General features: G+C 47.5%; 19 protein-coding genes and 1 riboswitch. Of the genes, 5 read left to right on the top strand and 14 right to left on the bottom strand.

Annotation, left to right across the window (positions count from 1 at the left end; all coding sequences use genetic code 11):
• Positions 1–211: 211 nt before the first annotated feature.
• Positions 212–994 carry a hypothetical protein gene (locus tag HALO_RS06990; RefSeq protein WP_157693156.1) on the top strand — a complete coding sequence of 261 codons (783 nt, stop codon included), beginning with the start codon at positions 212–214 and terminating at the stop codon, positions 992–994.
• Positions 995–1270: 276 nt separating this feature from the next.
• Here the strand turns inward: HALO_RS06990 and HALO_RS23305 are convergent, their stop codons facing one another.
• The 4 genes from HALO_RS23305 to HALO_RS06970 form a co-directional block, all read right to left on the bottom strand.
• The gene (locus tag HALO_RS23305) at positions 1271–3046 is read right to left on the bottom strand and encodes a hypothetical protein (protein ID WP_197671980.1); all 1776 of its coding nucleotides are present in this window, start codon (positions 3044–3046) and stop codon (positions 1271–1273) included.
• A 30-nt stretch (positions 3047–3076) separates the two neighbouring features.
• Entirely contained in the window at positions 3077–3787 is a 711-nt protein-coding gene (locus HALO_RS06980) for a hypothetical protein (protein ID WP_157693155.1), read from the bottom strand.
• Positions 3788–3848: 61 nt separating this feature from the next.
• Positions 3849–4232 (bottom strand): histone-like nucleoid-structuring protein, MvaT/MvaU family, encoded by a 384-nt coding sequence (locus tag HALO_RS06975; protein WP_050713229.1) that lies wholly within the window; start codon positions 4230–4232, stop codon positions 3849–3851.
• A gap of 52 nt (positions 4233–4284) precedes the next feature.
• On the bottom strand, positions 4285–4767 hold the full coding sequence (locus HALO_RS06970; protein ID WP_157693154.1) for a crossover junction endodeoxyribonuclease RuvC: 483 nt from the start codon (positions 4765–4767) through the stop codon (positions 4285–4287).
• 186 nt (positions 4768–4953) lie between these two features.
• On the opposite strand from HALO_RS06970, the gene HALO_RS06965 reads away from it, so the two are divergent.
• Positions 4954–5139, top strand: a complete 186-nt coding sequence (locus tag HALO_RS06965) for a helix-turn-helix transcriptional regulator (protein WP_050713227.1) — start codon at positions 4954–4956, stop codon at positions 5137–5139.
• 102 nt (positions 5140–5241) lie between these two features.
• Here the strand turns inward: HALO_RS06965 and HALO_RS06960 are convergent, their stop codons facing one another.
• A complete protein-coding gene (locus tag HALO_RS06960) occupies positions 5242–6402 on the bottom strand; it encodes a tyrosine-type recombinase/integrase (RefSeq protein WP_050713226.1) in 1161 nt (386 codons plus the stop codon).
• A 285-nt stretch (positions 6403–6687) separates the two neighbouring features.
• Positions 6688–7305 (bottom strand): LysE family translocator, encoded by a 618-nt coding sequence (locus HALO_RS06955; protein WP_172821660.1) that lies wholly within the window; start codon positions 7303–7305, stop codon positions 6688–6690.
• A gap of 221 nt (positions 7306–7526) precedes the next feature.
• On the opposite strand from HALO_RS06955, the gene HALO_RS06950 reads away from it, so the two are divergent.
• Positions 7527–8261: a YebC/PmpR family DNA-binding transcriptional regulator gene (locus HALO_RS06950; protein WP_035584796.1), complete on the top strand. Its 735-nt coding sequence runs from the start codon at positions 7527–7529 to the stop codon at positions 8259–8261.
• A 6-nt stretch (positions 8262–8267) separates the two neighbouring features.
• Here the strand turns inward: HALO_RS06950 and HALO_RS06945 are convergent, their stop codons facing one another.
• Positions 8268–9104 (bottom strand): mechanosensitive ion channel family protein, encoded by an 837-nt coding sequence (locus tag HALO_RS06945; protein ID WP_035584799.1) that lies wholly within the window; start codon positions 9102–9104, stop codon positions 8268–8270.
• Between the two features lie 39 nt (positions 9105–9143).
• Entirely contained in the window at positions 9144–10292 is a 1149-nt protein-coding gene (locus HALO_RS06940; RefSeq protein ID WP_035584802.1) for a hypothetical protein, read from the bottom strand.
• A gap of 174 nt (positions 10293–10466) precedes the next feature.
• On the opposite strand from HALO_RS06940, the gene HALO_RS06935 reads away from it, so the two are divergent.
• Positions 10467–10733: a hypothetical protein gene (locus tag HALO_RS06935; RefSeq protein WP_035584805.1), complete on the top strand. Its 267-nt coding sequence runs from the start codon at positions 10467–10469 to the stop codon at positions 10731–10733.
• A gap of 98 nt (positions 10734–10831) precedes the next feature.
• Here HALO_RS06935 and HALO_RS06930 read toward each other — a convergent pair whose 3' ends face one another.
• The 3 genes from HALO_RS06930 to HALO_RS06920 all read right to left on the bottom strand — a co-directional run bounded on the left by HALO_RS06930 (position 10832) and on the right by HALO_RS06920 (position 14910).
• Positions 10832–11839: a zinc-dependent alcohol dehydrogenase family protein gene (locus HALO_RS06930; RefSeq protein ID WP_035584808.1), complete on the bottom strand. Its 1008-nt coding sequence runs from the start codon at positions 11837–11839 to the stop codon at positions 10832–10834.
• Between the two features lie 42 nt (positions 11840–11881).
• Positions 11882–13780: an ABC transporter ATP-binding protein gene (locus tag HALO_RS06925; RefSeq protein ID WP_035584811.1), complete on the bottom strand. Its 1899-nt coding sequence runs from the start codon at positions 13778–13780 to the stop codon at positions 11882–11884.
• Positions 13781–13866: 86 nt separating this feature from the next.
• Positions 13867–14910, bottom strand: a complete 1044-nt coding sequence (locus HALO_RS06920; protein WP_035584814.1) for an AbrB family transcriptional regulator — start codon at positions 14908–14910, stop codon at positions 13867–13869.
• A 197-nt stretch (positions 14911–15107) separates the two neighbouring features.
• A riboswitch (FMN riboswitch) is annotated at positions 15108–15272 on the top strand.
• A gap of 97 nt (positions 15273–15369) precedes the next feature.
• Between HALO_RS06920 and HALO_RS06915 the strand changes: the two genes are divergently transcribed.
• Positions 15370–15846, top strand: a complete 477-nt coding sequence (locus tag HALO_RS06915) for a 6,7-dimethyl-8-ribityllumazine synthase (protein WP_035584817.1) — start codon at positions 15370–15372, stop codon at positions 15844–15846.
• Positions 15847–15965: 119 nt separating this feature from the next.
• Here the strand turns inward: HALO_RS06915 and HALO_RS06910 are convergent, their stop codons facing one another.
• The 3 genes from HALO_RS06910 to HALO_RS06900 form a co-directional block, all read right to left on the bottom strand.
• Positions 15966–16877 (bottom strand): ribokinase, encoded by a 912-nt coding sequence (locus HALO_RS06910; protein ID WP_035584820.1) that lies wholly within the window; start codon positions 16875–16877, stop codon positions 15966–15968.
• Between the two features lie 117 nt (positions 16878–16994).
• A complete protein-coding gene (locus HALO_RS06905) occupies positions 16995–17951 on the bottom strand; it encodes a D-ribose ABC transporter substrate-binding protein (RefSeq protein WP_035584822.1) in 957 nt (318 codons plus the stop codon).
• 78 nt (positions 17952–18029) lie between these two features.
• A complete protein-coding gene (locus HALO_RS06900; protein ID WP_035584825.1) occupies positions 18030–19142 on the bottom strand; it encodes an ABC transporter permease in 1113 nt (370 codons plus the stop codon).
• Positions 19143–19162 lie beyond the last annotated feature (20 nt).

Here is a 19162-nt window from a genome sequence, read left to right as displayed (position 1 = left end):
TATTTCTCACCTCTGCCATTAAAGTGGTGTGATTTAACAACGCAAAAATGCTGACTGACTTTGCTTAAATGATAGATGAAAGAACGTAGCAGCCCCACCCAAAACTAGTACCTATGATGCTAGTCAGCAGCAAAAATTCAAAGATGCATCTAATACAAAATCAACGAATGTTCGCAGCAGGGTTAAACCTATTATGCTATGGTTTTAAAAAATGACACTAATTATTCAGGAGGCTGTAATGGGGAGAGCAAAAGAAGCAATGATGCAAGCTTGGCAAGATGAGGAAATGGTAGAATGGATAGAAGAAAATATTGGTGAAGATGCAGGGGAAGAAGGTTCACCAGAATGGGAAAAAGCTGTTCAAGAGTACCATGATTATCATGAAAGAAGAGAACTTCATGACATGGAGGATTATTACAGGTCAGAGTATGAATGGTATTTAAATTCTAAATCGCCTCATGGTACGTTTCTGAAAGAAGTAAGAAACATTAAAAATCTTTTAAATGTTGAAACTGATAATGAGGCTTATTTTAGCCTACTTGTTATGTCCCATGCTCATACAGTTGCTTCTTTAGAAGCGTATTTAGCATCTACATTTATTCAAACGGTTACCAACTCTGATCTATTTATTAGAAAGCTTGTCGAATCTGACCCAGTGTTTTCGAAAACTAAATTTACTCTTAAAGAGGTTTACGAGAAACATGAAAACATTAAAGTAACTGTTGCTATGCATCTAAAAGATGTGATATTCCATAAAGTTGACAAAGTCAAGCCGATGTTCAAAGATGTATTAGGTATCGATTTTGGTAATATAGAATGGCTCGCTAAAGCTGTATCACTTAGGCATCATTGCGTACATAGGGCAGGTATTGATAAAGATGGTGAACGAATAAATTTATCTGCTGATTCTATAAATCACTTAATAACCGATTGCCAAGTACTTACTCATAATATTGAAGAGGAGCTTCTATTTCTTGATGATGGTTCATTCTGATTAACCACTATAGTTTAAGGCGATGCCCTAATGATGGGGCATTTTCATTTGCCCAAATTCTACTATGCTGAAATATCAATTCTGATGTGTTGTGGTGTCTATGAATAATTCCAAGCTTTTGAAAAGATTCACTTACTCACTACGTCAAGCATAAGACTTAAGCTACTACGTACAGTTTGATATTAGGTCGCAAAATCAACGCGCAAAAATTGGGCTAACACCCAATGATACCGTAGAACTATGGCTCACGTACGCAGAAATGCCGACAGACCTAATTTATTTGGTCGATGAACGAACCTGGGAAGCCCATCGTTTTAAGATACTGGACATGCTTGGCACTCTTTTTCTATAATCGTCACTCTCATGGGCATCAACATAAAAGTATACATGCTTTGGCTCACGTCTTAAGCCTTCAGCAGGATACGTTTTAACTATCCTTCTATTAACTTCATCATAGGTAAAACCTTCGACTAAACAAGCCTCAGCAACATTTGGATTGTAAGAATGTAACCATGCATAATTTTTCTTCGTCCATGACAATACTGCTTTATGAAGAGCTTTGCCTTCTTGAAAAATATTCTGCTCTTTCACTGTAAGCCCTAGCACATTCAAGCAAAACCCTAAAATCCTAGCCCCCTTAAAGTTTGGAAATTCTTTCATTTGTAAAATCTCATTATAAATTAAACGACGAACTTTAAATCTAACTATTTTTCCAGCTTCTCCATTCATTTTCATAAGGTTAAAGAATTCGCCCCATACCGAATTATGCTGTATCCACCAACATTGGCTTACAGGTGATCGTACCATTGAAGCCGAATGAATAACGTTATAAATCATTTCGGCTAGATAATCATAGAATGTTTCATTTCTGTATTCTTCTCGAATTCGTAAAACTAAGTACTCTGGAACACCTCTCTGATCTAGAATTTTTACTGCATCTTTAATGAAATGTACAACAACACGCAAACACGACAATGTATTGTCATGCCAAGATATATTTGTAACACCATTAACTTTGTATAAATCTGATGTAGCACTTTCAATGTGCATTTTAGCACTATAAAGCACTGTTGAATGATCCCAAAAACTATTTTCTACATAGTCTGTTAAAGTCATAAGGGTAATACGACAATAACACTTCCATTGATCAGAACCCCATTTATCGCTACTCCATGGATTCGGGTCTAAAAGTGTTCCAATCCTTTCAACCATTTTATGATTTGAAAACATAGCTTGGCTTAATGGTTTGTGATAACCAATTAAACCTGATTCATAAACTTCGGCTTCATGGTATAGAAAAGAATTTTTATTTAACAATGCCTCATTTAGTATATTTCGTGCAAAAATCCTTATATTTACACCATACTTCTTAGTATCGCCAATCTGCTCAAAAAATGCTAATGCTGTAACTGGTGATGATTCAACAATGGCATGACAAAATCTCTTATCCCCAATCAAAAGTAAAATATCATCAGCAACAGTTATAACTTGATGTGGTTTAGTTTTCAACGATGAATATTTCTCTTTTTTGATTCTTTTAAAACGTGCATATTCGTCTTTATTCGTAGCATAGTGAATTAAAGATTCTGCCGAATATGTCAACTCATCTGCAATAATGGCTAGTTCGATTGGGTCTCCTTTAAGAATTGCTCTATAGAGTGTCTTTGCGTAACGCTTGCAATTTCGCTTGCCATATATCGGTGGGCGAATAAACGCGAACCATGCCCAAGTTAGAAATGTTGTTAAAAACAGACTCCCTAGTATTGCTTGCCATACTGAAGATGTTACGTAAACATCTTCCAGCACATACCATTGCTCTGCTCGCCACAAGTCTGTTAATAGTGTTAAAATCCCTACGGCTCCAACTACTGTAAATGTGATTCCCTGAAGTGGTAACGGCGCTGTATTGATTCGAAATTTATAACGTGCGTCAGCAGTTGTCCACGCTAACACCATCAGAGCAAGACCAGCTAAAAGTTCAGAGAACCCAAAGAATTTGGTAGAGTTTTCTTCAAATGGTACTAAACATATAAATCCATAGCAATTACCCATAAACTCCCCTTGTTCCTTATTACTTTAAAATTAGTCATAATCTTCACAACTATAGCATTCATCTTTACTTAAAAAGAACTGGACAATATTACTTTCTTTATCAGTTAAACTTATCTTTTTATTTTTATGAACTATGTCTTCAAAACCTTCTTCGTATATTACCTTCTTACATTCTATGTTTGTATGCTCACACTCTCCTAATAAAAACCTAAATTCTCGCTGATATTCATAAACATCAGATTTGCAAGCATATCCCCAGTCTGTTCTATTTGTTGAATATTTAACTTTCCCATAATTTATTTCTAGGTCTGTTTTTGTGCCCAATCTTTTAACTAATTCAGGAATATCTTTCTTTAAGATAAATGCATAATTACTACCAAATTCATTTCTTATCTTATTGACATCTTGAATTAAGGTTCTTAAATACTCAGGGTTATCCACTATGTCAAGTGTAAACCAGCAATGCAACCATTTATCCTTTTGCCCGCCTACCTGAATTGTTGTAGCAGTTAAAGATAGACCGGTTAATTTTATTCCATTTATTATTATTTCGGGTGGAAATTCGTCACGCCCCTTACGGTAAGAATGCATACATGATTCATGAAGGTCAGACACTCCTTCATCTTTAGAAAGGCGATAAAATTCAGGTGTATTACAATAGAACATACCTTTTATCAAATCATCCAAAAACTCTTCATTCCTAAAGAATTTGATAATGCCTATACTGTATTTAGGTATCACGTTGCTTACCCCTAATGAAAAACGGAAAATGCCCCAATTAAGGGGCATTCTCATCTAGCTATTAAGGCTTTTCATCTACAACCCAGGATACAACTTCATCATTACCATGCTCGGCCTTCCAGTGCTGGATAGTCTTGTTATTACCACCCCGCGTTTCAACAACTTCACCAGTATGCGGGTTTTTGTACACTTTCAAGGTACGTTTTTTGCGCCCATCATCAGCGCTTGTAGCTTTCTTACCGCCCTTTGATGCAGTGTAAGTCGGATCAAGCATTTCACACACATCACGCGAAACCTTTCCATACTCAGTCATCAGCGCTGTTAGGCGGTCTTTAAATTCTAATTCTTGCTTCAGTTCTTTGTTATTTTCAAGCGCATGAAGCTCTTCTTGAAGCTGCTTCAACAGCTTTTCTTTTTCCATATAATTGCTTAATACACTAGCCATGTGCTCACCCTGAATTTATGAATTAATTTCAATCACATGTTTGATATTAATATTAGAATGGTAATGAAGCAAGGTGATATGCATCAGCAAGATCGAAACGACCTTTAGTTTTCCCGTATTTTGACAATTGTTCACGATCATCTTTTGGTACTGCTTCAAGCATCTGTTGTTTGTCAGCTCTACCGCTGCCCGTAGCCGCTTTCTTGAGCGCTGTAGGTGCTATTACCGCAACATCTATACTACCGCGCATCAATCGATCAATGATGACGTAGTGAAGCCCTGCTAGCGTCCTTGTTGCTTGTCCGACGCTACCATAACTAAGCCCTTCAATGCGTACTGATGACACGCTGTACAGGTCACACAGAAATTCTATGCGTGATGCAATTTCTACCACACGCTTGAAGCTGTCCAGCGCGTCTATTTTATTCAATTTCGTCTCGATGACTTCATGATAGATCATCGTTTGAGAATCATTATCGAATATCACGACTTCCGTTTTGGTAAGTGATTGATCTATACCAGCAGTTTTTTTCAAATTTTCATATATTCTTATTCATTATTGAAAGCTCCAGACTATGGAGCTATTTAACAAACTTTCGGCGGAACTAATTTTTACTTAAAATAGAGCTATTGACGCTTAAATTTTTGCTGGTATAACTGACGCATCACTTAGCGACACAGTGAGACAACTTAGACATTCAGAACCAATAATGAGGGACAAATGGATAAAGACATAAAATTAATAACTGTTAGCCAAACAGCTAATTTACTCGCTGTTCACAGGTCGACAATTTATCGTCTTGTAAGAACTGATGACGAATTCCCGAAAATTTATGAATTTGGTTTCGGAAAACGTTTCAATAAGGACGATGTTATAGAGTACATCAATAGTCGTAAAGCTGCGTAAGAGTATCGTTGTCAAATTTAGTGGATGGTTATAATAGTGGATACTTACAAATGAAAATGCCCCTTAAAAGGGGCATTTTCTGTTAGGGCTTCTATCAAGAAATTATTTTACTGTTGCTTTGTTCACTATGTCTTGAATGTAATCGCTCCAGACTTGCAACATTACACGGCGTTCATCAAGATAATCTGCATGGTTGTAAGTTGCTCTTACTTTATTTTGCGACTGATGTGCTAACTGCTTTTCAATTATATCTGAACGATAACCCCATTGGTTTAACATCGTGCTGGATGTTGCGCGGTATCCATGTGGGCTAAATTTTAAATCACGCAACCAAGGTCGTGTTACTAATACAGCAGCATATACAGTTGTCAAACTCATATTTTTATTTTTATCTGTCGGATGTGGAAAGACATATTCACTATCACCTGAGTATTGTCTCATTTCATTAAACAGCTCGATTGCATATTCAGACAATGGTACGACGTGGCCTATTTTACGCTTCATGCGCTCAGGCCCAACCACTAAAATTTTCTTGTCAAAATCGATATCGCTATATTTCGTTTTGAATAGTTCAGAAGTACGCAACATTGTTAATACTAACAATCGATTCGCTATTTTTGTGCGATGCTGCACAGTTGAATTTTCGAACTCATCAAACAATCTTTTCAACTGTGCATCATTCAGCGCTGTTGAATGTTGGATTGGTGGTCGTGCTACATCAACTGATAAAGTCGGGTCTGTTTCACAATTTAAATTACGGATAGCATACTTAAATATTGAATGTAACCAGCCCTTCACTTTAACTGCCATAGTGGGCGCGCCGCGTTCTTCAAGTGGGCGCAATAATAAGTAAACGTCTTTCGATGTGACAGCAGCTATATGTTTATTCCCGATGTAAGGATATATGTCATTTACTAACGATACACGTATCTTTCTATTATGTTCGTCAGAGTAATTCGCTCGAATACTATCGAACCATTTCTCCGCTACATCACTGAATTTCTCATCAATACGATCAATTGCTGATTCAACTTGATCTTTTCTGATCTGTTTAGCAGCTACGAATGAACGTGCTTCAGCTAACGATACTGCTGGAAATGCTCCGATTTTGTGAAATGTATCTTTCGGCTTTCTGATGCGATGCAAAAACGTTTTCGTTCCCGTCTTGCGTACAAGTAAATACAAACCATTCCCATCGTGTATTCGATAGTCTTTCTCATCTGCTTTTAGATTTTTGATCTGCGTTGCTGTCAGTTTACCCATCGCCGTACCCCTTAGAACCTGTGGACTATCATATGGAACATTTTGGGAATATTACACGCTCTGTACCCCAATGGTACCCCATATTTTCTAAGATGCACGGCAACACCAAAAACACTCTGCGACAAACGGATATATAATAACTTATATAATTCATACACTTAAGAATATATTTATGTCTCATGCTGTAGCTATAAATCTATATGATAGTCTTGGTCGTAAATTTGCATCACTTCGCCCTACAAAACCCCAAACGGCATGGGTATCACCATGCCACGGCTATGCTTTTTACACCAGTGGTCCAGCCACCACGCGTAACGCCAGCGCGATTAACAGCACCCCGGTAATGCGGTTTATCCAGTGGGCACGCTGTTGCAGCCAGGGCAGAATGTGTGAATGAGAAAGCACCACAGCAACCAGCACGTACCACCCCCCGTCAATAATCATCGCCGTTAACACAATGATCGCTTTGGCCAGGCCACTCATTTCGGGGGTCACAAACTGGCTTAGCAGCGCGACAAAAAACAGGATCAGCTTCGGGTTGCCTAATGCCACCAGTACGCCCTCTTTGGCGGCCTGGCCCCGGCTAGTCACAATCGCATTAGGTTCTAAGGCCCCCGCTTTGCCGGCGCGCAGCGCTTTAACCCCTAGCCACGCCAAATAAGCCGCACCGCACCAGGTAAGCAGTTGGAACAGCAGCGGAAAACCGGCGATTAACGCGCCTAGGCCCCAAACGGTCAATAGCGCATAGAAGCCCACCCCAAAGGCATGGAAGATGGCCGCGGTCACCCCAGCAAAACGCCCGCCGCCTAACGTATGGCGTAGCACCAGTGCCAAACTCGGCCCCGGCGACATAGCCCCCATGGCACAAATCGCGGCGAGTGATAGCCAAAGTGTCAACGGCATGCCTGTTCCTCCTTGATGGTCAAGATTCACGATGTGGCGTCTGGCGGCCAGTATACGCCAAGCCAAGCAACACTTCGGCAAGCGCCTTAAATAACGCTGTTAGCATGGTACGCTGTTGGGTAAAATTTGCTTTCTCACTTTTTTCTTTGCACTTTTTCTCTTTTTTAAAACAACCGCCCCGACGCCCAGCGCGGGGCGTATAGAAAACATAGGACGGCAACATGGGTAGGGCTTTTCAGAACCGTAAGGAATCCATGGCCAAAACGGCCGATGCCAAGACCAAGGTCTACAGCAAATATGGACGCGAGATTTACGTTTGCGCTAAAGCGGGCGGCACTGACCCCAATGGCAATCTGGCGCTGCGCGGTTTAATGGAACGGGCCAAGAAAGACCAGGTACCTTCTCACGTGATCGATAAAGCACTCGACAAAGCCAGTGGTGCCGGTGGCGAAGATTTCTCCGCAGCCCGTTACGAAGGCTTCGGCCCTGGCAATGTGATGGTGATTGTCGACTGCCTTACCGACAACCCCAACCGTACCTTTGGCGATGTGCGCGGCTGCTTTACCAAAACCAAGAGCAAAATCGGTACCCCCGGCAGCGTTAGCCATATGTTCGATCACTGCGCGATTTTTTCCTTCGCCGGAAGCGATGAAGAGGCCGTGCTTGAAGCATTAATGGAAGCCGATGTGGATGTCACCGATATTGAGCAAGAGGGTGAGCGGATCACCGTTTTTGCCCCACATACCGACTACGCCAAAGCCAAACAGGCATTATTAGATGCCTTCGGTGAGATTGACTTTGAGGCAGACGAGATTCAGTTCCTGCCGCAAACCACCACCCCGGTGGAAGGCGATGATGTAGCGATGTTCGAAAAATTCCTAGGCATGCTCAACGAACTGGACGATGTGCAAAACGTCTATCACAGCGGTGAGCTGCCCGAGTCTACAGACGCCTAAGGCCTGTTAGTAAGAAGATTCTGCCGCGTTGCGTGCATCCAGGGCAGCATCCGGTGGCAACATCGCTGACTGTACGCCTGCGGCACTCAGCACTGTTTTACCGCGCACAGTTAGATCGGTAATAAACAAAAACTGCTGGCGCGGATCCACCGGGTAAGCGCGTATGCGGTAGTGGGTGCCCCAGGGTTTCTCTTCGGCCACCACAATAATTGGCTTATCGAACTTCAGATAGGCGCTGGTTAACGCCACATCGCGCAGCGCTTTACGTACCCAGCCTGCTTCGTGCTCGGGGTGAAGGTAAAAACTCGCCACGCACTGCAGGCTGGTACCGCCATTATTAGCGTTGTAAACGGCGTGATCCCACAACTTTAAGTGCGGCACGGCGACTAAATCATCGTCGGGCGTCTGAATATCTACCGTGCGCAAACCGACGTGCTTAACCTCGCCGTAAGTGCCTTCAATATTAACCCAGTCCCCAGGGCGATAAGGCAGTTCAATCGCCGAAACAACACCCGCAATCAAGCTGCTTACGTAGTCCTTCATGGCAAAACCAATGGCTAAGCCAAGTGCTCCCAGCAACGTGACCATATTACGTAGCGATGGCTCGATAATAATCGGTACGATGATGGCCAGTGCAGTAATCAAAATCAGTAGGCGCGTTAGAGGCACCAAGGCAAAAATGCGGAAACGCACTTGCCCGTGTAACCGAGTGGCCAGCCAGTTAAGCCCCCGCTGGCTGACAATAATCAGCACAATGGTCGATAGCACCACCACCCCAAGGGTAATCATCGCTTGGCTATCGATATCGTTAAACAATCGTGCGTACTTTTGTTGTTCGTCCATGGGTGCCCTCCGCAGGCCTGTCGCTGTTAGCGCGGCGACTTAAAGGGGATCAACCAGATAATTGCGCGATTCCAATAGCTGGCGAACGCTCGCGTAGCTTAACGGTGTGATCTGCCAACGCCCTTCGCTGCTTGAAACAATCCCTTTGCGCTGCAAAGCTAACCGGGCATTGAGTGCCTCGTGGTGTGAAAACGGCAACACCTTCCCGAGGGAGTGGTCATCCAGACCGCCATGAACCAATAACGCATGCAGCACCAGCGTGGCGATATCCCCGGTATCTGTGGAGAGTTCTGCCTCGGCGAGGGCATCGACCAGCCACAGCGCCTCTTCATCGTCTGCTGTTGGCTCACGCAGCCGCTCGCGCCAGTAGTGCCAAGCAAGACCTATATGACCACGACAGTGAGCAGCTAAGCGCTGTAGCTCTTTGTTAGGGGCTTTGTCGCCATGCTGGGTTGCTGATTCAGTCAATACTGGCTTACCGGTTCGCGTGCTGTAGACCAACGGAGACTGCCCCTCATGGGTCGCAATCTTCGCAAAGTACTGCGACAGCTGTTCGCCCTCCATGGATTGAAGGGTAAACACCGGCGCGCCCTCGATACCGACCACTTCTTGTAGGTAGGCATACGCCCAGCTGTCACAGCCAATCACACCCTGCCCCAAGCGGCCACTTAAGGCGCGCTCAAGAAATTCACGTACGCCCTGAATACCCTGAGTGTGGCGTAAAAAGTAGCGTTCTAATGCGGGAACAGCCCACTCGCGTTGATTGGCACAACGCTCTACCCACTGAGTGTCGCCTTCGGCAAGCTCGCTGAGCGTGGGTGGCGGCAAACAGGCAAAGTGGTGCTGTTCCGCCCACTGACTCACCACAGAAACATGGCCGCTGTGCGGCGGGGTAATAAAAAACGTAACCAGCGCTTGCTGGCCTTTTAGCTGCTGCGCCAAAGCCCTTGCGGCGGGCGCCCAATCGATGGGCGGCACTAAATGCGCTAGCCTAACCTCGGGCAACGCACGCAGTTCATGCTCTTCTTTTACCTGCTGCTCAGCGCTGTTTTTGCCTACCAGCCACGTCGAAGCCGAACGAAACGAGCGTCGCCACTGGCTCGCCTGGGTCTGCTCAGGGGTACGAAATTGGTCTAGCTCAACGACCGCCCACAACGGCGTGTCGGCCGATGATGGTTGCTCCCCCATGACTGTTGTCCTTATGGCTGGCGTTAGGCGCTCACTTTAGCACGGCGCTCCCAGTTGCTAACCTCAAATACGAACTTATGGTCTAAAATAAAGTCTTTACAGACAGTAGTTAGCGCACTTAACGGACTATTATTTTTTATTGCCAAGCAATGGCAAAAGCTAAAGGAGAAAGCGATGAGTGTTGTCCACGTTAGCGAAGAAGAGCTGCACGCCAAGCTTGAGAAGTGTATTGCTGGTGAGCGGTTACTGATCGAGCATGAAGGCAATCGCTTTAGTGCCCGGATTCAGCACGTCGGGCTGGTAGGCGTAAAGGTGATACCTGAAACCGAGATTAAAAACAGCCATCGCACGCCGGGTGACGTGGAAGGGGTTACGGTTCCCTACGATGAAATACTGGAATTGGAAGTAAAAGGTGTGGTCTACAGCCGCTTGCCGGATTAGCCTGCAATTGCACGCCCGGCAAGTGAGCAAGGCGTGCAAGCGGGTTATCTATGGCTCACTTCGTTGCAAGTAAACCAGCTGGAAGTAAGCCAACCGATTTAAAACGTCAGGCAAATCTTGCCGAAGTGCTGACCAGATTCCTGATGGCGGAAAGCGTCGGCGATCTCGGTCAGCGGGAATTCACGATCAATGATCGGATGCATATCGAAGGTTTCCAGCGCGCGGATCATCTCGATCTGGTGGCGACGGCTACCCACAATCAAGCCTTTTAAGCTGGCCTGTTTAGCCATTAGCTTAGCCGTTGGTACCTCACCTTCACGGCCCGTGAGTATGCCAATCAAGGCGATATGCCCACCAATTTTTACCGCATCGATGGACTGCGGCAACGTGCCAGAACCGCCCACCTCAACAACGTGATCAACGCCTTCGCCATTGGTCAGCTCTTTCACGCGCTTCCCCCAATCAGGCGTCTCTTTGTAATTGATGGTGTGCTCGGCGCCCATCTCGCGCAGCCGCGCCAGCTTTTCATTCGATGATGAGGTCGCGATCACCCGCGCGCCCATCAGGCGTGCAAACTGCAGGGCAAAAATCGATACCCCACCGGTGCCCAGCACCAGCACGCTATCCCCCGCTTTGATACCGCCATCGACAACGAGCGCACGCCAAGCAGTTAAGCCAGCGGTGGTTAACGTAGCGGACTCTGCGTGGCTATAGCCCTTGGGCTGATGAGTAAACCACTCGTAGGGGCGCACGACCAGTTCGCGGGCATAGCCATCTACGCCGTCACCCGGCGTAGTGCGAAAATCACCCACTCTGGCCGGGCCTTCGAGCCAATGCGGGAAGAAAGTTGAGACCACGTGGTCGCCAATGGCGAATTCGCTGACACCTTCACCGACCGCTTCAACCACGCCCGCGCCATCAGACATGGGAATACGCTGGTCTTCCGTCGGGATCATCCCGGCGACCACGGCGTAGTCGTGGAAATTCAGCGAGCTGGCGTGCAGGCGTACTTTAATTTCACCAGGACCAGGCTCTCCTGGGGCCGCTAGCTCAACGACCTCTAGCTTGTCTAAACCGCCGGGCTCTCGTAGCTGAATGGCTTGCATCACTACCTCCTATTGAACGCATGTCGTTAAAAAACGACTGGTCTATTTTGAGATGAGGGCACTCTCTTCGAGATCAAGGTCGTGGCCTAAAAAACCACCCGACTGTCGCTGCCAAAGGCTGGCATAGATCCCCCCTTTCGCCAGTAACTCCTGATGCGAGCCGGTTTCGACGATGCGCCCTTCGTCCACCACGATCAGCCGATCGAGCATAGCAATGGTCGAAAGACGATGGGCAATGGCGATGACCGTTTTGCCTTCCATCAGCGTATCTAGCTGCTCTTGAATGGCGGCTTCTACTTCTGAGTCCAGCGCCGAGGTCGCCTCATCCAAGACCAGAATTGGGGCATTTTTGAGCAGCACCCGAGCAATCGCAATCCGCTGGCGCTGACCGCCGGAAAGTTTAACGCCACGCTCACCTACATGAGCATCCAACCCGCGGCGCCCTTTCGGGTCGACCAGGTCATTGATAAAGGTATCTGCATGGGCGCGGCACACCGCGTTCCAAACGTCTTCATCACTGGCGTGGGGGCTGCCGTAACGGATATTATCGCGCAGCGAGCGGTGTAGCAGCGAGGTGTCCTGGGTGACCATGCCAATCTGGTGGCGCAAGGAGGTCTGGGTTACCTCGGCAATGTTTTGCCCATCGATCAAAATCCGCCCACCCTGCACGTCGTAAAAACGCAGCAGCAAATTGGCGAGGGTCGATTTACCCGCCCCTGAACGCCCAATCAAACCGATTTTTTCGCCGGGGGCGATAGTAAGATCTAAACCATCAAACACGGTTTTGTTTTCGCCTTTAGCCTGTGCATAGCCAAACCGCATGGCGTCAAACCGGATCTCTCCTTCGGGGACGTTCAGCGGCTCTGCAGCCGGGGCGTCGCGCACCGTTGGCTCCTGGGCAATGGTATTCATGCCATCCTGTACGGTGCCAATATTCTCAAACAGCCCGGCGACTTCCCATAAGATCCAGTCGGACATAAAGCGGATACGCATAACCAGCGCAATGGCGATCGTCAGCACGCCCAGGGAAATCGCTTCCATGTACCAGGCGCTGATGGCCATAGCCGCTGTACCCACTAACAGCGCAGTGTTCAGCAGCGTCAAACCCACACTCATGATAGTCACCAGCCGCATTTGGCGGTGAACAGTCACCATAAAGCCTTCCATGGCGTCGCGAGCATAGCGCTGCTCACGCTCGGTATCGGCAAACAGCTTGATGGTCTGAATATTGCTGTAGCTATCTACCACGCGACCGGTCATTTGTGCTCGAGCGTCCGCTTGGGCCATGGAGACATCGCGCAAGCGCGGCACGAAGAAGCGCATAATTGCGAGATAGCCTACTAACCACAGCCCAAGCGGTATCAGCAGTAACAGATCCGCTCGGCCCAGCAAGAAAGCCGCACCGGTGAAATAGACAATGGCGTAGACCAGCAGTCCCATCACCTTGGTCACAGTTTCGCGGATCGCCAGTGCGGTTTGCATGACCTTTTGCGACACCCGGCCAGCAAACTCGTCCTGATAAAACGCCAGGCTCTGGCTCAGCATATGGCGGTGCGATAACCAGCGGCCGATCATCGGGTAGTTACCGAAAATACTCTGATGGGTGACCAGCGACTGCAACAGCACCAACAGCGGCAAGCCGATCAGCAGCAACAGCCCCAAACCTGTTAGCCACAGCCCGTTTTCAGCCCAAAAGCCTGCCCGCTCAACGTTGCCCAGCCAATCCACTAGCTGACCCATGTAGCTAAAAAAGACCACTTCCGCCGCCGACACCAACGCGGTGAACAGCGTCATGAGCAGCAACAGCGGCAGCATCGGACGGGAAAAGTGGACAATAAACGGCATTAAGCCCTTGGGCGGCGTTTTAACCTCGCCTTCCGGGTAGGGATTAACCCGCGTTTCGAAGTAACGAAATAACGGCTGTAAAACACGCGATAGCATGAGGGTTCCTTACGTTACTGGCGTTGGTGTTGACGGTCTTTAATTTGTTATACGTGAGTGTGTAGGGTGTAGATGTCGTTAAAATGTTATGGAGAATTGGAGTGACGCAGCAGCCAACGCGCCCAGAACGGTGCAATAATCATCAGCGTCACCATACGCAACAGGTGATGAAAAGCGACAAATACCGGATCAATGTTTAACGCCACGGCCAAAATTGCCATCTCGCCAATGCCGCCCGGTGCCAGCGCCAGCAGCGCTACATCGCGCCCTACCCCGAGCAGTTGGTGAATCAGCTCGGCAAATAGCGCCAGCACCAGCAGTGCTAACAGTGTCGCCACGCCAGACTGCCATAAATAACGCCCAAAGAGCTGTCGCGTCATGCCCTGAAAACGCGAACCAATGGCACTGCCCAGTACCCACAGCATCAGGTTCATGCCCCATTCCGGCAGAGCGAGACTGGCAATATCAACACCGGATAATAGAGCAGCGGCTAGCAGCGGTGCCAGCAGTGCCGGGCTGGGCATTCGCAGCCAGCGGCCGAGTGGCAATAACAGCGGGATCAACAGCAGCATCCAGGCATGTTCCAAACCACTGTGAACAGAGCCAATACCTTCGCCGCCGCCCTCATAGGCCCAAAATAGCGGCGGTAAAAAAAGAATCACTAAAATGATGCGCAGCGACTGCGCCACCGCAATTCGTTGGGGGTCGCCACCGCACTTTTCACCTAGCAGGATCATCGCCGTCATGGCACCAGGCGAGGCACCGAACCAGGCGCTAACCGGGTCAAACCCGCAGCGCCGATACCAGGCAGCGGCCACGGCGGTGGAAGCGGCCACCCCCAGCAATAGTAGCGCGGCGGAAACGGGCCAATCCAGCACACGGTGCGCTAACTGCGGCGTAACTTGGCTACCCAACACCAGGCCCATTACCGCTAAAAACACATTACGCAGCGGCTCGGGCACCGAGACCTTCACGCCTTGTGAAGAGGCCAGCAGGTTGGCAATCAGCGGGCCCAGCATCCAGGCAAGGGGCAAACCGGTTAGTTGAAACAGCGTACCGCCCACGGCACCTATACCCAGCGAAATCGCAAGCGACTTTACACTCTCTGCACTAAAACGGTAGCCCTTCAAACGGTCCTCCAATGATCAACCTTGGCTAAGCGCCAGGATACTTATCCTGCTAAGCGTCATGGCCAGTTTATCACTATTAACTGTCGTTCTGGGGTGACGTCACGCCTTTCCAAGCGCTGGTTGCTAATTAAAAATATTTGTCTCGACGTCTGTATCTACTATCCAGCCAGCGTATAATGCCTTCCGCCATTAATGGCGAACTTTCTCAGGGCGGGGTGCAAGTCCCCACCGGTGGTGATGCCGCAGTCGATGCGGACAAGCCCACGAGCGCTCAACCAATGGCTAAAACTTGACGGTTGAGGACAGCAGATTCGGTGAGATTCCGGAGCCGACGGTTATAGTCCGGATAAAAGAGAAGGTTTCCTAGTGATATTACCCGTAGCGTTCCAACGCATACGGGTGCTGTGCTATTGGATGCCTCATGCCCTGGTTCTGGTAAACAATCCCCATAGGATGACCATGAATCAGACCCAACACTCCTCATCAGTTCGCGTTGCCTTTATCGAAGCGTCTTGGCATCACGATATAGTCACTCAAGCCCGAGAGGCATTTATTGCTCAACTTGCCAGCGAGCATGGCTTTTCTGCTGACCAAGTAGAGATATTCCAAGTGGCAGGGGCTTACGAAATCCCGCTTCAGGCTAAACTACTCGCCAAAACTGGCCGTTACAGCGCCATTGTGGGGGCAGGCTTTGTCATTGATGGCGGCATCTATCGGCACGAATTCGTTGCTCAAGCGGTCATTGAAGGCATGATGCAAGCGCAACTGGAAACCGAAATCCCCATTCTTTCGGTTGTGCTGACGCCTCATCATTTTCATGAACACAGCACGCACCATGATTTTTTCCATGGCCATTTCCGCGCTAAAGGCAAGGAAGCCGCCGAAGCGTTGGTCATGACTCTGGAAAATCATAAAAAGATTCAAGGGCTACGGTAGGTCACTGCCTAACCTCTGGATACGCTTAGGTAGCGGGCAGTTTAAATGATTGGTCGTTGCCTAAGCTGTTCAGAAACGTTTTCACATCTGCGACATTGCGTAGTGGTAAGATCATTTGCTTACTCAATATACTCCAGAACACTACACATCAGCCTATCAACCTCTTCCACCATCGGAATGCTACTGGCAGCACCGAGCTCTTGTACCGCCAGGGCAGCCGCCGCTGTTGCCCGTTGCAAGCACTGTGAGGGCGTCAGGCCAGCTTGCCTCGCAGCAAGGAAGTAACCCACAAAGGTATCGCCTGCGGCCGTTGTATCAATGGCCTTTACCTTTAAAGCAGGTTGAAAAAGGGTCTCGCTGCTGCGCTGATACCAAGCCCCCTCGCTACCTAGAGTAAGAACCACCTCGACATCGCCAAGCGATTCTTTACAACGCCTTAGCAAATCTGCAGCGCTCGACTCTACTGGCATCTCTAATAAAGCAGCGGCCTCTGTACGGTTAAAAAAAAGCAGTTCACATTGGTCTAGCGGGAGTGATGATACCTTCGAGGTCATTGGTGCTGGGTTAAATATCACCTTGCAGCCGTGGCTCACTGCTAATGGAATAAGCTGATCAAGCCCGTTACATTCGTTCTGAATAAGTATTGTGTCGCCAGGAGCGGTTTGCGCAACAAGAGCCGTCATTTTCTCCTGCGTAAAACCATGATTGGCGCCAGAGAACAAAAGAATAGCGTTTTCACCCAGTGCGTCAATTTGAATAATGGCATGCCCACTTGGCTCTGGGGTCAATTCGATATCTTTCACACCAACACCCGCAGACTCAAGCTCACTGCTCACCCAGGCATCTATCGATGAAACTCGCCCCCAGTGACTCACCCTTCCTTTGGCACGCGCTATTGCCAACGACTGATTGACGCCCTTCCCACCTAATCCAATATTATAATCACCGCTTTCCAAGGTTTCGCCAGGGCGAACAAAATAGGGTACACGATAAGTATAATCGATATTGATGGAACCAAAATTAAAGATCATTGACACGCCCTCTTATTCAAAAAGCCAGCCAGCTTTAAAGCTGACTGGCCTCTAGGCAAGTTTCTCTAACACTTACTCTTCTAATGCTTACTCTTCTAAAACCTATTCTTCCAAACCTTACTCTTCCAAAACGAAGGGAGAGGTATATTTATCTACATTATCTGGCGTAATAAGGATGCAGTCATAAAGCTGCTTTTCACTATCTAATCCTGTTTCTCCGGTATTAATGTAGTGATCAGCAATTTTTACGGCATCTTCTGCAAATACAGCCACCGGCTGTAGAACAGTATAAGCCAACTCACCCGAGCGAACCGCATCAACAGCATCTGGCGAGCCATCAAAACCACCTACTATTACATCGTCTAGCCGCCCCTCCTGCTTTAGGGCCACAATGGCGCCTAAGGCCATTTCGTCGTTACCGCTAATGACGCCTCGAATATCAGGATGAGAACGGAGCATGCTCTGCATTTTATTGCGCCCTTCCGTCCGATCCCAGTTAGCGATATCAGACGCAGCAAGGCTAAGATCGGGGTATTGGGTAAGCACCGTCTCATAGCCATTGGACCTTGTCGCAGCATTGTTATCAGAAGGAGGCCCCTTTAACTCTATATAGGATCCCTCGCCATCTAGTTGCATTGCCCACTCTTGTGCGCCTAACGCGGCTCCCTGTGCATTATTGGAAACCAGTTGCGCCTTGGCCAACCCCTGCTGGTTAATCTCAGCATTAATAATAAATACCGGAATTCCCGCCTCGATTGCTCTTCGCACCGCGCCAATGGAACCGTCCGCATTCGCAGGGTCGAGAATGATTGCTTTAGCCCCATTGGTAATTGCCGTGTCAACCTGATTGCTTTCAGTGTTGGTGTCACCCACATGGGAACTTACATTTGCTTCATAGCCCAACTCTTCTGCTGTGCGCTCAGCAATGGTTCCTTCCGTTTGCCAATAAGGGTTTGACATATCATTGACAATAATTGAGATCAGCCCCTTATCCTGAGCAACGATAGAGCCGCTAAAGAGCATCGAGACACTGGCGAGTGCTGTAAAAAGCATTTTTTTACTTTTAGGAAGCATGATTATTACCTCATCGTTATGATTGTTAGTCTTTGAATTGGTAGGCCTGAGCAGGCCACACTTCTAAGCAATGCTACGTTAAGTAGCGCTTGCCCTAGAACCTTCGCGCTTAATCTCTGTAGATTTCTCAGCTTTTTTCGAGGACTTGTTTTTAGCGCTGTATTGGACATTATTTAACATGACAGCGAAGACAATAACACTGCCCGTGAATACCATCTGCCAGTAGGCAGACACACCGATGATGACAAGACCATCAGCTAGAAAACCAATCACAAAAGCACCCAATAATGTATTTCGAACCGTGCCACGTCCTCCCATTAGTGAAGCACCACCAATCACAACCGCTGCAATCGCTGTCAGCTCATAGGTAGTACCTGCCGTAGGACCAGCAGACGTCAACTGTGAGGCGAGTACAATTCCAGCCATGGCAGCACATACGCCAGAAATAATATAGACAGAGAGCTTAACGCGATTGACGGGCACCCCAGAAAGCTCTGCAGCACGGGCATTGCCACCGGTAGAGTAAATCCACCGACCAAACGGCGTACGACTGAGCGCCAACATGCAAATAACCGCAGCACAAAAGAGAATCAAAACACCTACAGGAATACCGAATAGTTTATTAAACCCAAGCCATTCAAACCCAGTATTACCTAATGCAGGGTCACCACTTAAACTATTGAACGTTAATCCATCGGTTAACAGCAGTGCGGCTCCACGAGCGACATACAACATGCCAAGCGTGGCCACAAAAGCAGGCACTTTGAAGTAGGCAACTAATACGCCATTTATAGCCCCCACGAGGCCGCCCAGTAAGCAGGTAAGTACCACGACGACCCACACTGAAGGAAAGAAAGCCACGTTAAACGCTTCAATTTCGACCCCTTCTAGCAACATACCTGCGAACACCCCGCAAAGTGCTAGCGTAGAGCCAACCGACAGATCGATACCACCGGTCAGAATAACAAATAGCATGCCGATACCTAGCAAGCCAAAGACGGCCACATGCGAAGACATGGTTAAAAAATTACCCGTTGAAAAATAAACAGGCGAGAGCATGGAAAAGACAATAATGATCACGATTAATGCGAAAAAAGCCCGACCTTCCAGCAAAATCTTGACGATATCGATACTGCCTTTTTCAACCTGTAACGCATTATTATTGTCATGAGACATGTTGTGATGAGACATAGTCATTACCTATCCGATTG

Source organism: Halomonas sp. R57-5, from assembly GCF_900070345.1.
GTDB lineage: Bacteria > Pseudomonadota > Gammaproteobacteria > Pseudomonadales > Halomonadaceae > Vreelandella > Vreelandella ventosae_B.
This window is presented reverse-complemented; position numbering and strand designations above follow the sequence as displayed.